General features: G+C 35.1%; 11 protein-coding genes. 3 read left to right on the top strand and 8 right to left on the bottom strand.

Annotated elements, in window-relative coordinates:
• Positions 1–334 precede the first annotated feature (334 nt).
• The 8 genes from pgi to uvrC form a co-directional block, all read right to left on the bottom strand.
• The gene (gene pgi, locus BLS90_RS00300) at positions 335–1,993 is read right to left on the bottom strand and encodes a glucose-6-phosphate isomerase (protein ID WP_091253608.1); all 1,659 of its coding nucleotides are present in this window, start codon (positions 1,991–1,993) and stop codon (positions 335–337) included.
• A gap of 184 nt (positions 1,994–2,177) precedes the next feature.
• Positions 2,178–3,398 carry a M23 family metallopeptidase gene (locus tag BLS90_RS00295; RefSeq protein WP_091253605.1) on the bottom strand — a complete coding sequence of 407 codons (1,221 nt, stop codon included), beginning with the start codon at positions 3,396–3,398 and terminating at the stop codon, positions 2,178–2,180.
• Positions 3,399–3,418: 20 nt separating this feature from the next.
• Positions 3,419–4,354, bottom strand: a complete 936-nt coding sequence (locus tag BLS90_RS00290) for a tryptophan 2,3-dioxygenase family protein (RefSeq protein WP_091253602.1) — start codon at positions 4,352–4,354, stop codon at positions 3,419–3,421.
• A gap of 2 nt (positions 4,355–4,356) precedes the next feature.
• On the bottom strand, positions 4,357–5,127 hold the full coding sequence (locus BLS90_RS00285; RefSeq protein ID WP_091253598.1) for a DUF3108 domain-containing protein: 771 nt from the start codon (positions 5,125–5,127) through the stop codon (positions 4,357–4,359).
• A gap of 292 nt (positions 5,128–5,419) precedes the next feature.
• Positions 5,420–6,580 carry a 4-hydroxyphenylpyruvate dioxygenase gene (gene hppD, locus BLS90_RS00280; protein ID WP_091253595.1) on the bottom strand — a complete coding sequence of 387 codons (1,161 nt, stop codon included), beginning with the start codon at positions 6,578–6,580 and terminating at the stop codon, positions 5,420–5,422.
• Positions 6,581–6,844: 264 nt separating this feature from the next.
• Complete coding sequence (locus BLS90_RS00275) at positions 6,845–8,002, bottom strand: homogentisate 1,2-dioxygenase (RefSeq protein WP_091253591.1); 1,158 nt, start codon at positions 8,000–8,002, stop codon at positions 6,845–6,847.
• Positions 8,003–8,186: 184 nt separating this feature from the next.
• Positions 8,187–10,385, bottom strand: coding sequence for a patatin-like phospholipase family protein (locus tag BLS90_RS00270; RefSeq protein WP_091253588.1), 2,199 nt, complete (start codon positions 10,383–10,385; stop codon positions 8,187–8,189).
• A gap of 36 nt (positions 10,386–10,421) precedes the next feature.
• Positions 10,422–12,224 (bottom strand): excinuclease ABC subunit UvrC, encoded by a 1,803-nt coding sequence (gene uvrC, locus BLS90_RS00265; RefSeq protein ID WP_091253584.1) that lies wholly within the window; start codon positions 12,222–12,224, stop codon positions 10,422–10,424.
• A 137-nt stretch (positions 12,225–12,361) separates the two neighbouring features.
• Between uvrC and BLS90_RS00260 the strand changes: the two genes are divergently transcribed.
• Genes BLS90_RS00260 through BLS90_RS00250 form a run of 3 tightly spaced genes read left to right on the top strand, consistent with a single transcriptional unit; the run spans position 12,362 to position 14,136 of the window.
• Positions 12,362–13,339: a succinylglutamate desuccinylase/aspartoacylase family protein gene (locus BLS90_RS00260; RefSeq protein WP_091253580.1), complete on the top strand. Its 978-nt coding sequence runs from the start codon at positions 12,362–12,364 to the stop codon at positions 13,337–13,339.
• Positions 13,326–13,895 (top strand): 5-formyltetrahydrofolate cyclo-ligase, encoded by a 570-nt coding sequence (locus BLS90_RS00255; protein ID WP_091253577.1) that lies wholly within the window; start codon positions 13,326–13,328, stop codon positions 13,893–13,895. The genes BLS90_RS00260 and BLS90_RS00255 overlap by 14 nt, the downstream gene beginning before the upstream one ends.
• A 43-nt stretch (positions 13,896–13,938) precedes the next feature.
• Entirely contained in the window at positions 13,939–14,136 is a 198-nt protein-coding gene (locus BLS90_RS00250; protein WP_073352846.1) for a hypothetical protein, read from the top strand.
• The last annotated feature ends 60 nt before the right edge of the window (positions 14,137–14,196 follow it).

Below are 14,196 nucleotides of genomic sequence, written 5' to 3'. Positions count from 1 at the left end.
TAACATTTTTAGTTTAATAAGTTAACACAACGTTAAGAATTCCTGTTTTTATAAAAAGCAGGAATTCAATTTAAAATAATTTTATCGATATTTTTAACAATAAAAAGATTTTTTATCAATTAATAGCTATTTTTATTAAATTATTAGCAATATTTATCCAATTGTAATCATTAAAAAAAACTCTGCAAACTCAAAAAAAACTATTAAAACAGAGACACTTAGCCATAAAAAAGCCCTGATCTCACTCCAATCAGGGCCTTAAAAACTATATTTACTACTCTAAAAAGAGCTGTCAATTCAAATTATGTGAAAATTTATTAAAAATATAAACTTTTTACTTCTTTTTACTTCTTAAAAAATGATTCAATAAAAATGCAGTAGAACTATCATGACCTTGAACTTTTTCCGTCTTAATTTCCTCTAATATAGAGTTTGCCAATTGTTTACCTAACTCGACACCCCATTGATCAAAACTAAAAATATTCCAAATAACACCTTGCACAAAAATTTTGTGTTCATACAAAGCTATTAAAGATCCTAAATTTGCTGGTGTTAGTTTTTGAATTAATATAGTATTCGTTGGTTTGTTCCCAGCGAATACTTTAAAAGGCAAAAGAAACTGAGCTTTATCTGCTGCAAGCGCTTGATTATCAAATTCCGCTTGAACTTGCTCTGCTGATTTTCCATGCATCAAAGCTTCTGTCTGAGCAAAAAAGTTAGACATCAATTTATCATGATGATCATTGTCTCCATATAGAGGTGCCACAAATCCAATAAAATCAGTTGGAATCAATTTTGTACCTTGATGAATCAATTGAAAAAATGCATGTTGGGCATTAGTCCCTGGTTCTCCCCAGACAATAGTTCCCGTTTGATACTGGACCGGCTTGCCATCACGACCCACACTTTTACCATTGCTTTCCATTGTTCCTTGCTGCAAATAAGGTGCTAATTTTTGCAAGTATTGTGTGTACGGGATTAAAGCTTCACTTTCGGCACCATAAAAGTTATTGTACCAAACACTTAACAAAGCTAAAATTACGGGCATGTTTTTATTGAAATCGGCTGTTTTGAAATGATCATCCATCTCATTTGCCCCTTTCAACAAATCATTAAAACTATCATATCCTACCGCTAAACTTATCGTAAGTCCAACGGCGCTCCACAATGAGAATCGACCGCCAACCCAGTCCCACATAGGAAAAACATTATCTGGATTTATACCAAATTCAGTTACTTTATCAATATTGGTGGAAACCGCAACAAAATGTTTCGCTACATTTGCTTGAGTTGTGCCAAAATCTGGGGACAAAAACCATTTTCTAATGGTTTCAGAATTAGTCAAGGTTTCCTGTGTGGTAAACGTTTTAGAAACAATAACAAACAAGGTTGTTTCAGGATTTAACTTTTTAATGATTTCATTGACATGATCACCATCAACATTAGAAACGAAATGAACATTTAAATGATTTTTATAAAACTGTAATGCCTCTACCACCATAACGGGACCCAAATCTGAACCACCAATACCTATATTCACAACATCTGTAAATGGTTTCCCTGTGAAACCAGTTCTACTACCAGAGATAACTTCATTCGTAAAGGTCTCTATTTTAAGTTTTACATCATACACTTCAGGAATTACATTAATTCCATCAACAGTAACAACCGCTGATTCACTAGCACGTAAGGCAGTATGCAATACGGCTCTGTTTTCAGTTTGATTGATTATGGCACCATCAAAATAATCCGCAATAGCACTTTTAAGCCCCATTTCATCAGCCAGTTCCATTAATAATTGAATGGTTTCCTGATCAATACAATTTTTTGAATAATCAAGTAAAAAATCATTCCATTGTAGGTTAAACTTATCAATTCTAGTAGGATCCAGTTTAAATAATTCCTGCATAGACACATTTTGCATCTTGTTGAAATGTATTTCTAGTTTCTTCCAAGCAATTGTTTCCGTTGGGTTTATCGTATTTAAAGCCATTTATAAGGGATTTGTAGTATTATTTAAATTTTGCCAAAAATACTCAAATTAGTTTTAATGAAAAATGAGTTTTGAATTATATCACAATTTTGCAGCAAAATAGTTAATTTTTGAACTAAGAAATAAACGAAAGACTTGTCATTTATCACGAAAAACAATCCAAAGTCTATATAAAAGGATTCAATTATAAATTGGCAACGCTGTCTAATACAAATTTCAACGGCGTAATTTGTTTATTAAAGCGATTTTTGCTAGCACCACTCATCGGTTCTCCGGTAGGCAATTTAAGCTTAAGGGCATCTACCTGCCTGCCATTTTTCCAGAATCGATAACACACATGAGGTCCAGTAGCGAGACCTGTACTTCCCACTAAACCTATAACCTGTCCTTGATTGACACGTTGCCCACGTCTTACTAATATTTTAGACATGTGTAGGTATTGAGTAGAATAAGTTCCGTTATGTTTCACTTTTACAAAATTTCCGTTTCCAGCAGTAAAACCGCTTTGCTCTACAATTCCTCCCGCCGTGGTGGTAATAGGAGTGCCTCGTGGAGCAGCATAATCCGTTCCTTTGTGCGCTTTCCATCGGTGTTGGACCGGATGAAACCGACTTGATGAAAATCGGGATGAAATTCTGCTGAATTTAATAGGTGATTTAAGAAAGAAATTTTTTAGTGTTTTTCCTTGCTCATCATAGTACTCTTTTTTATCTGAATTGGGATTCTGCGCAAAAGGAAAAGCATAGATAATTTTACCTCTATATTCAAAAAAAGTAGCTTCCAACTCTTCCACGCCGTCGTAGATACTATCATTTATGAATCTTTCTGTAAAAGTTATTGCAAACCGATCGCCTTTTTTGAGCTTCATAAAATCTATAGAATAGGCATAAATTTTAGCGATTTTGCTAGCTAACGCTCCTTCTATCTTTGCATTGCCTAAGGTTTCAGACAATGATTCTTTTAAAACTCCGCCAATGGTTCGGCGTTTAATCGTAATGGGTTTTATTTTTTTGTAAACAACCACTGCGCTATCTCGCATATCAATTACGTAATATGTCAAAGCATCCGGTTGATATATAAAAACCTGTAAGTCATTTTTTTTATTTTTGGACCGAAGCAAAGTAAATGGCCTGTTTATCCTGATGCTTCTTACATCAAAACTATCTCTTACTTTAGCGACAATATCAAATACTTTTCGATCTCCAATATTTTGCTCTTCTAGTAAAGTACCAAAAGTATCCCCTCTTTTCACAGTGTCCTGAATTACATTAAAATCAGCATACACAAACCCAAACTCACTTTTTTTAGGGACTAATTTTAAGATCTTTTCCTCTTTTATTTCCTCTACTTTTTTACATGATACTAAAGAAAATAGCGCTATAATAACTATAAATATTTGTTTCAAACCTTGTTTTTTAATTCAACTTACATTTCTACTCCCCAATTTTCTAATTCATGGCTACTCCATAGTTTCGGGAAGAAAATTCTTCTTTGGTATTTTGGATGCATGTATTTTTTCCAGTCACTTCCACCGGTAGCTTCTCCATCTCCTTTTCCGCTTTGATCAATGTATTTTTTTGCTGTATTCAAATGTTGCATCACCCATGTAATATTAACCGTATGGTCGTAATGACGCATCGCTTGAACTAATTCAGGATTTTTTTGATCTAATTCCGGCAGTTGCTTAAATTTTTGCCAAATATTTATGGTGTTGTATTCCTCCATGTGCGCTAGGAATTTCTGTTTATATTTTTTTTCAAATTCCTCCAATAGGAACGATTTTTTTCCAGTATGATAATCTTTACCGGCTGCTTGCCAATACAAATGCTCAAAGGCAAATTCATAAGGTGTATTTCTATCAATTGAATCTCTATAACGATGGTCGATCAGATTTATTAGGTCTGTGGACGAAAATTCTATCAGACGGTATTGTGCGCTTTGAAAACCACTAGCGGGAGTTAATGTATTTCTAAACTTCATATATTGTTCTATTTCCATCCCATCGCCCATAATGCTAAAAGAGGTGGTTAACATATCAAAGTAACGGCTAATTCGCATCAATCTTTCTGTAAAAAACACGGTATTTATTTCCTTACAATAGGAGATTTGCTGCATTTCCCAAAGAATCATTTTGAATATTAATTCATTTACTTGGTGATACATGATGAAAACCATTTCATCAGGAAGCGTCGTTCTTTGGATTTGAAGATTTAACAAAGCGTCTGTTTGAATGTAATCCCAATACGTAATGGGCTTAGACCAAAGCAATCCTTCTAACTGCGTCTCTGTTTTTTGATTTATTGCATTGTATTTGAGCTCAATTTCTTTTAAGATAGCTTCTGAATTCTCGTTATTATTCATTATTATTTTGTTTTAAAAGGAGTCTTCAATCCTTTGTATGCATCAATATCTGCTTTGATTGAACCTACAGCTAAGCTGGCTTTTATTCTAAGTGGCACTTTATTATCATCATCCGAAATCCAAACGGTAAGACTTTCTTGCTCCTTAAAAACACGCCCTGATTGTACTAAAGGTCTAAAAATCATCGCTGGGACGACGCCAAATTTAGTGGTAATATTTTCCCGCCCCATAAACTTTAGCTTAAATTTTGTAGTTTCATCATCAAAAAACATGTCAATGGCCACGGCTTCGCCAATTTTTAACTTATCAATATTAGGATGATTCCTTAAATAATAAAAAGTCGATAAAATATCTTGTGTGTTTTTTGGGATGTAAAGCGTTTTTTCTGTCTTGTGTTTGTAATCTTTTACAACCACTCTATTACTGGATTGATTGAAAAAACCTTCTTGATTTTTAGTGTACCCTCCTTCATCAATTTTTCGAACAAACTGATACGGATTTCTGGTTTCTTTGTCAATATAACTTTCGTATAAATCGTCCACCTTGAAGAAAAATCGAGACATTCCAGTAGTGTATCCCTTACCGATAACATGAAACGTTTTTTTATTATTTATCGTAGCATCTTTTACTTCCAGCGTGGCATAACCCGCATTTACTATTCCGTAATGGATTCTAAATTTGAACCACTCGCCAACAGCATAAGCATCTTCCTGAGGAGAATCAAAGCTACTTACAGTTATAATCAATAAAAAGAATAAGAATAGTTTTTTCATTATTTGATTTGTCTATTTACGGATTGAACTAGCAAATTTTATTCCAAATATATCAAAACAAAAAAACTCAGTCAAATAATGACTGAGTTTTTATGCTATTAACTAACCAAAAAACTATAAACTATGAAATTTATATGAAATCAGGAAGGAAACCACCCCTTCCCTTTTTGCGAGTGCAAAGGTAGTTAACAAAACTAGTTATATTTGTTAAAAATAAAGTTTAACACAACATTTACAAAAATACGGGTTGTTCAGTGGGTATTTTTTCACAATATGTAAAAATAACACCTATTTACAACGTTCCTCGCAATTCCTGTTCTCGTTCAATTGATTCAAAAAGCGCTTTAAAGTTCCCCGCACCAAAACCTTTGGCACCCATTCTTTGAATAATCTCAAAAAACAAGGTTGGTCTATCTTGCACCGGTTTGGTGAAAATCTGCAGTAAATAACCCTCTTCATCCGCATCAACCATAATGGCTAATTTCTCAATTTCATTCAAGTCTTCTTTCATCATTTTCATGTGGTCACCCAATCGTTCTGGTATAGCTTGGTAATAAGTGTGTGGGGGAGCAGATAAAAACTCGATACCTCTTGCTTTTAATTGCGACACTGTTTTGATAATATCATCCGTAGCAATAGCGATGTGCTGAATTCCAGGTCCGCCATAAAAGTCCAAATATTCCTCAATTTGTGATTTCTTCTTTCCCTCAGCTGGTTCATTGATTGGAAATTTGATTCTACCATTTCCATTAGACATTACCTTACTCATCAAGGCTGAGTATTCCGTATTGATTTGTTTGTCATCAAAAGATAGGAAATTCACAAATCCCATCACGTCTTCATAGAATTTCACCCAAGTATTCATTTCGTTCCAACCTACATTTCCTACCATGTGATCGATGTATTTTAAGCCTGTTGGCTCTGGATTGTAATCGGATTTCCATTCTTTGTATCCCGGTAAGAAGACACCCGTATAGTTTTTACGCTCCACAAAAATATGCACCGTTTCTCCGTAGGTATAAATTCCAGAACGTACTACTTCTCCAAATTCATCTTTCTCCACCGTTGGCTCCATAAAAGAGCGCGCTCCACGTTTCATAGTTTCTTCGTAAGCACTTGTAGCGTCTTCAACCCAAAGAGCCGCAACTTTCACTCCATCACCATGTTTTCTCAAATGCTCATGAATAGGAGAATCCTGTGTTAAAGGCGTCGTTAAAACGATACGAATCTTATCTTGTTTTAGCACATAGGACGTTCTGTCTCGAACTCCAGTTTCTAGTCCGGCGTACGCCAATGACTGATAACCGAAAGCGGTTTTGTAATAATGTGCCGATTGTTTTGCATTTCCTACATAGAATTCTACATAATCGGTTCCTAGTAAAGGAAGAAAATCTTGTGCTCCTTCAAATATTTTTTCTAGTCCGTATTCTACTGATTTTACTTCTTTGCTCATTGTAATTTATTTTTTGATTCGGTTTCTCTAGTTTTGAAACGCAGATATCACGGATCAAACTGATGTACACGGATTTAATAATTTAAAAAAAATGTTTTTATATATTCCGAAGCCCTAGCCCTGATGATCGAATTGCTCTCGCAATTACCTTTTTCTGGCTTCTTTAGCCAGGAAAAGATAAAGCGAACAGCAGGAAATAGCTCCTTCCTTCGACTACGCTCAGGTTGACAATTGTAATGCGATTGCTTCGCTCCTCGCAATGACTTATTCCACCCAAGATTTATAGTACTGACCATCGTCTATTCCCATCGCTTCTTCGGTGACCATCAGCGGGCGAAACGTATCGACCATTACGGCTAATTCGTGCGTTTCTGTATGACCTATACTGCGTTCCATGGCTCCCGGTGCGGGTCCGTGTGGAATCCCCTTTGGGTGCAATGTAATGTGACCTTGCTCAATATTATTACGACTCATAAAATCGCCATCTACATAATACAAAACCTCATCACTGTCGATATTGCTATGATTGTATGGTGCTGGAATAGATTTTGGATGGTAATCGTACAACCTTGGAACAAAAGAACAAACCACAAAAGTTGCCGTTTCAAAGGTTTGATGTACCGGTGGCGGCTGATGAACGCGCCCCGTTATAGGCTCAAAATTATGAATGCTAAATCCATAAGGAAAATTGTAACCGTCCCAACCCACAACGTCAAAAGGATGCGTGGCATAAACCACTTCATGCATCATTCCTTCCTTCTTGATTTTGATCAGGAAATCCCCTTTTTCATCGTGTGTCTCTAACTCGTTTGGCAAAATAAAATCGCGTTCGCAAAAAGGAGAATGCTCTAAATGTTGCCCTGATTCGTTTTTATACCGTTTTGGCGTGTAAAAAGGCGCAAAGGATTCGACGTAAAACAATCTGTTTTCCGAAGTTTCAAAATCAATTTGGTAAATCATTCCGCGAGGAATAATCAAGTAATCCCCATATTCAAAAGGAATATTTCCCATCATAGTGCGCAATTTCCCTTTTCCCTTATGGATGAAAATCATTTCATCAGCATCGGCATTTTTATAGAAATAGTTGCGTAATGATTGTCTTGGAGCGGCTAATCCTATTGTACAATCATTATTGACTAGCATGGCTTTGCGGCTGTCTAGAAAATCATCTTCGGGCTTTAGTTCAAAACCTTTAAGCAGCAATGATTTGATGTTTTTTCCAATGGCAATTTTAGGTTCAACCGAATAAGATTTTAGAATCTCCTTTACCTGTGTTGGTCTGTGAACGTGATACAACAATGACGAATGACCGTGAAAACCTTCAGTCCCAAAGAGTTGTTCGTAGTACAAACCGCCGTTTGGTTTTTCAAATTGTGTGTGTCTTTTTTGGGGGAAAATCCCTAATTTATGATATAAAGGCATGATTTTTTGTTTAAAAGTGTAACAAATTAAAGTTTAGATTACTTTATTAAGTGCTATGCTAAATCAAAAAAAAGAGTCCTTATTCCGGATTTCTCTTGATAAGGAATTGAAGATACTCTAATAAACCTAGCCATTTTGTTTTCATTATAACAAATATCGGAATTATTATTGAAATAAATTATATTTAAAACAAAAAGCCAATACTAAACCAGGTAAATCCTTTAGGCTGTTCTGGGGACCACGAATATTTTATTTCTATTGGTCCAATTACCGTTTCTAAACCGTATCCAACGGCATATCCAGAATATTTTGGAATAGAAATCCAATCCACGGTCTCAAAAATTCGATCTCCAATATTAGCAAAATTTGCTGAAAAGTTGATGTGATTCTTTTTATAAAACTCATAATCGACCGTGCCTGTTGATTTTATATAACTATTAGCCGCCAAACTCAAATAATCATACCCATAAAAATATTTGAAATTATTAAGTGGATTGTATCCGTAACCGCCCAAAATAAAGTTGAAAAAAGTAACACTTTCCTGACCAAAAGAAAAACCTGCATCAGTTTGGAATTTGACAGTGGCATTTTTAAATAAAGTTGCTGCTACTGCAAAGTCCCCTTTAGCAATAGAGAACGGTTGAAAATCGCCAGTATAGTTAGAAGAAACCAAATAGGATTGCACATCACCTGCAAAATACCACCCTTTTTTGGGAAAATATTTGTTATCAAAAGAATCAAATTTCAAATAACCAAAAAGACTTAAATAGTTACTATTGTCAATTGTTGGATTCACATTGGCCAATGTTTCCGATTTTATCTTTAAATATTTGAGCTCCACGCCACCTCCAATCAAAAATTTCTGAACAAACAATGACTGGAAATACACTTGATTGGTCATGTCGCTAAAATCAACATTAACAGCGTTGATATTGGGATTATTAAAAGCGATATTGCTAATTTCTTTTGCTACATTTCTATTAAACTGGTTGTAATGTGATTTAAAACCAAAACTCAAATTAAATCCGTTTTCAATGTAATAATCTAAATTGTATCTGAAATTGTCTCCCAAAATAACATCCAAAGAGGCGATGTCATTTTTAAAAAGTGTTTTTTTACGAGTTAAATTTACTAGTATACCGCTTTTAAACAAGTTATCATAGTGCATTCCGAATTTCAGATAAGTCTTTGTTTCGTTTTCCTTTAAATTAATATTTAAGTCTACCGCTTCTTGAATAGTTTCCAAGGAATAAGAGATAGCGCTAAAATTTTGTGAGGCATTTATATTATTAATCCCTTTCAACAAGTCATCATAAACAATTTTTGCTCCTGGCTTAAATCTTAATTTTCCGCTGATATATTCTTTCGTATAATTATCTAAATCATTGCTGTTTATAGCACTAATTTGTAGGCTATCAGAATGTAGCTTCAGTTCAGGCTTGATGTAAGGATTCGATTCATCAACTAGTTTTTTTAGCTCCTCAAAAACAGCAAATGTAGCCTCTTCTCCTTTTTTAATTATTTCTTTGCCTTTATCAAATGAAATCACGCCATATTGTGAAATATCGGGTTTTATGTAAATATCCGTATTCGCAATATTTTTCGTCATTCGTTCTATAGAATGAAGATTGGTGATTTGCACTAAAATTTTAGTAGCATCTTTAAGCTGCGTTCGATCTAGTAAACCATCTTGAACGTCAACACCTATAATGATGTCTGCGCCTAGTTTTCGTACCTCTTCAATGGGATAATTATTGACTACTCCACCATCTACCAAAATTTTTCCATTAATTTCCACAGGGGAAAATAAAGAGGGGAAAGCAGAACTAGCTATCATAGCCTGAGCCAAATTCCCTTTGTTCAAAAGTACTTCTTCACCGGTTTCAACATTGGTGGCAATACACAAAAAAGGAATGGACAGTTGGTTAAAATCCTTAACATCCCGTACGTTTCTGGTAATCCTACTTAGTAAATTATAATTGTACATCCCTTTAGACAAAGCTTCCGGAATCCCAATTTTCATTTTGTTAAACGGTAAAACTAAAGCATACAGCTCATCATTTCTGCGCTCATAAAAATTCTTTGAAGATCTGGGAATAAAATCGTTTAGGAGCTCATTGAAATTTGTATTTTGAAAAATAGAATCGATTTGGGCAGCGTTATAGCCCGAAGCATAAAGACCCCCAACAACTGCACCCATACTGGTCCCGCCAATGTAATCGATCTTGACTCCTGCTTCTTCTAATACTTTTAAAACACCTATATGAGCAAATCCCTTTGCACCACCACCACTTAAAACTAAACCTATTTTAGGTCTTTTTTGCTCTTGCGAAAATACCGTCAGACTGGTAAAAACAATCAATAATAATGCGATTTTCTTCATAAGCAGCAATTTGTCTCGTAGCAGAATTAGGTAGTATTAAATTTCATTTGTTGTCTTGTAAAATTCGACAATTTTTTTGGCTTTTGATATACCTATAACGTCCGAAATTTCTTTTTCTGTTGCTGATTTTAATCTTTTAACACTTTTAAAGTGCTGAATCAAAGCCAACATTGTTTTTTCTCCAATTCCCGGAATTGACTCAATCGACGAATTCAATGCCGTTTTACTCCTTTTATCGCGGTGATGCGTGATCCCAAAACGGTGTGCCTCGTTTCGTAATTGTTGAATTATTTTTAAGGTCTCCGATCTTTTATCCAAATATAACGGAACAGAATCGCCAGGATAGAATAGCTCTTCTAACCTTTTGGCAATCCCAATAACGGTGATTTTACCTCTTAAACCCAATGCATCTATACTCTTCAACGCGGATGATAATTGCCCTTTTCCTCCATCAATAATAATCAATTGAGGCAAAGGCTGTTCTTCTTCCAATAATCGTTTGTATCTTCTATACACTACTTCGGTCATCGAAGCAAAATCATCTGGTCCCTCAACCGTTTTAATATTAAAATGACGGTAATCTTTCTTGCTTGGTTTTCCATCTTTGAAAACTACACAAGCAGCGACTGGATTCGTACCTTGAATATTCGAGTTGTCAAAACATTCTATGTGTCTTGGCTCGACAGGTAACCGCAAGTCTTTCTGCATTTGTGCCATAATTCTTTTGGTATGGCGATCCGGATCTACAATTTGCAGTTGTTTGAGCTGTTCGATTCGGTAAAACTTAGCGTTGCGAACGGACAAGTCCAGAATTTGTTTTTTATCTCCCAATTGCGGGATTGTAATTTTGATGTTTTCGCCCAAATCCACATGAAACGGAACAATCACCTCTCGAGACAATAATTGAAAACGTTCTCTCAGTTCTATTATCGCCAATTCTAGTAATTCTTCGTCACTTTCATCCAATTTCTTTTTAATTTCCATCGTATGAGAACGAATAATCGAACCGTGGGAAATTTGCAAAAAGTTTACGTATGCCGCACTTTCATCCGAGACAATTGAAAACACATCGATGTTGGTAATTTTTGGATTGACAATCGTGGATCGGGATTGGTAATTTTCTAAAATTTCAATTTTTTCTTTAATTTTTTGTGCTTCTTCAAAATGCATATCGGTTGCCAGATTCGTCATGACCCTTTTAAAATCCTTCATACTTTCTTTGAAGTTCCCTTTTAAGATTTCCCGAATCGCATCTACTTGTTTTTGGTAATTTTCCAAAGTCTCATGACCTTCACAAGGCCCCATGCAATTGCCAATATGGTATTCGAGACAAACCTTGAATTTCCCACTTTCAATATTGCTTTTACTCAAATCATAATTACAAGTTCGAAGCGGATATAACTCTTTAATCAGATCCAGAATAGTACTTACGGTTTTGAAACTGGTATACGGCCCAAAATATTCCGATCCATCTTTAACCATTCTGCGTGTGGCAAAAATTCGGGAAAAAGGTTCTTTCTTAATACACAACCAAGGATAACTTTTGTCATCTCGCAGCAATACATTATAGCGCGGTTGCAGGGTTTTTATCAGGTTATTTTCTAACAAAAGTGCATCAGTTTCCGTAGGAACAACGATGTGTCTAATGGTTACAATTTTCTTTACGAGTACATTGGTTTTGGCCGTATCGTGAATTTTATTGAAATAAGAGGAAACTCTTTTTTTTAGATTTTTGGCTTTGCCCACATATAAAATTTTCCCTTCCTTATCATAATACTGGTATACGCCAGGATTGTCTGGTAAAGTTTGGATTTGAAGTTCAAGAGTTGGGTTTTGCATGGTTTATTTATTTCAAAAAAAGTGTCGTTTTATGCGACTTTCCTTAGCAAGGCTGTTAATTTTACAAACCGTTACTTATTTCGTTTCAAATTTACGAATTCAAAATAATTATTTCTATTTTTAGCTTTTAATTCAATATGAAAAACTCAAAAACCATAAGTATATTAGGAGAATCTATTTTGCCTGGACAAAGTAAAACTATTTACATGGAAATTGCGAAACTACACAATGCTACAAAACTTAAAATCCCTATAGTTGTTCAACGTTCAAAAATTGAAGGACCTACCATACTCTTTTCAGCAGGAATTCACGGAGATGAAATAAATGGAGTTGAAATTGTAAGGCAGCTAATCACCAAAAAAATAAATAAGCCAAAAACAGGCACTATCATCTGTATTCCCGTAATTAATATGTTTGGTTTTGTAAATCAATCTAGGGAATTCCCGGACGGCAGAGACTTGAACAGAGTTTTTCCAGGAAGCAAAAAAGGTTCTTTAGCAAGTCGATTTGCGTATCACATTCTAACTGAAATAATGCCAATTATAGATTATGCCGTTGATTTTCATGCTGGTGGCGCCAGTCGATTTAATGCTCCGCAAATCAGGTTAGCTCCAAATAACGATGCGCTTAAAGATTTAGCCGATGTCTTTAATGCTCCCTTCACTTTGTTTTCTAATAATATAGCTGGAAGTTTTAGAAATGCCAGTCAAAAGCTAGATGTAAAAATGCTCCTTTTTGAAGGTGGAAAATCACTAAATATCGATTATCCGGTAGCCCATGCTGGGGTCGAAGGCGCTAAACGCATTCTATCACATCTTAACATGTTAGCTGAGAATCATGTTGTCCAGAGTCCAGAAAAAAAGACCATTTACATTCAAAAATCAGCCTGGATCCGTGCAAAATGCTCAGGCTTACTGCACGACAACGGTTTTATAGGTTTATTTGTCACAAAAGGTACTGTATTGGCAACAATAACAGATCCATTTGGAAAATTTGAACGCAAAATAAAAGCTCCAAATGACGGGTTTATCATCAACGGAAACCAAGCTCCAATTGTGTATCAGGGCGATGCCATTTATCATATTTCAAAGACCATTTTAAATGCAAAGCACTAAAAAAGAATTAAGATTAAAGTACAAAAATCTTCGACAAAACCTTTCGGAAGATGAAGTGGAAGAAATGAGCTTGGCTGTTGCCAATAAACTGCTTACCATTCCGATTTGGGAGAAAAACTATTTTCATATTTTCCTGCCCATTTCTGAACACAAAGAAGTCAACACCGAATTTATTTTACACTTGCTTTCTGGAAAAGACAAGGACATTATTATTTCTAAAAGTGATTTTTCGACGAGAAACATGAGTCATTTTCTTCTGACAGACAACACAAAAATCAAGAAAAATGAATATAATATCCCCGAGCCTGTCGATGGAATAGAAATTCCGTCAACTAAAATCGACGTTGTATTTGTCCCCCTTCTAACATTCGACAAAAAAGGACATCGTGTGGGTTATGGCAAAGGATTTTATGATAAATTTCTATCCGAATGCAAACCGGATGCCATCAAAATAGGTCTTTCATTTTTTGAAGCTGAAGAACTGATTGAAGGTATTTTTGAGGGTGACATAGCACTAAATTATTGTGTTACTCCAGATAGAGTGTACTCGTTTTAACTTTTAATCTGTACTTTCGCACCAGATAAAATTTAATCAAGTTATGAGAACATTTAAAAATTCAAGGGTAGCTGTAAGCATCATGGTACTTCTTTTTGCAGTTTCCTTTTCAAACTGCAGCATTCACACTGGAACGAGCAGATCTACCTACAAAGCTAAAAGACTTCCACCAGGTCAGGCTAAAAAAATATACGGTGGAAAAAGCGCAAAACGTTACGCACCGGGACATAATAAAAATTAACTGAAAAAGACCTGTTCAAATCATGAACAGGTCTTTTTTGTATGTTGTAAAAAACGTTGA

This window comes from Flavobacterium omnivorum (assembly GCF_900099915.1).
Lineage (GTDB): Bacteria > Bacteroidota > Bacteroidia > Flavobacteriales > Flavobacteriaceae > Flavobacterium > Flavobacterium omnivorum.
This window is presented reverse-complemented; position numbering and strand designations above follow the sequence as displayed.

Excerpts from the sequence above, each read along its gene's own strand:
- BLS90_RS00270 (WP_091253588.1), bottom strand. The coding sequence starts at position 10,385 with ATGAAGAAAATCGCATTATTATTGATTGTTTTTACCAGTCTGACGGTA.
- BLS90_RS00260 (WP_091253580.1), top strand. The coding sequence starts at position 12,362 with ATGAAAAACTCAAAAACCATAAGTATATTAGGAGAATCTATTTTGCCT.
- BLS90_RS00250 (WP_073352846.1), top strand. The coding sequence starts at position 13,939 with ATGAGAACATTTAAAAATTCAAGGGTAGCTGTAAGCATCATGGTACTT.
- BLS90_RS00275 (WP_091253591.1), bottom strand. The coding sequence starts at position 8,002 with ATGCCTTTATATCATAAATTAGGGATTTTCCCCCAAAAAAGACACACA.
- uvrC (WP_091253584.1), bottom strand. The coding sequence starts at position 12,224 with ATGCAAAACCCAACTCTTGAACTTCAAATCCAAACTTTACCAGACAAT.
- BLS90_RS00255 (WP_091253577.1), top strand. The coding sequence starts at position 13,326 with ATGCAAAGCACTAAAAAAGAATTAAGATTAAAGTACAAAAATCTTCGA.
- BLS90_RS00285 (WP_091253598.1), bottom strand. The coding sequence starts at position 5,127 with ATGAAAAAACTATTCTTATTCTTTTTATTGATTATAACTGTAAGTAGC.
- pgi (WP_091253608.1), bottom strand. The coding sequence starts at position 1,993 with ATGGCTTTAAATACGATAAACCCAACGGAAACAATTGCTTGGAAGAAA.
- BLS90_RS00290 (WP_091253602.1), bottom strand. The coding sequence starts at position 4,354 with ATGAATAATAACGAGAATTCAGAAGCTATCTTAAAAGAAATTGAGCTC.
- hppD (WP_091253595.1), bottom strand. The coding sequence starts at position 6,580 with ATGAGCAAAGAAGTAAAATCAGTAGAATACGGACTAGAAAAAATATTT.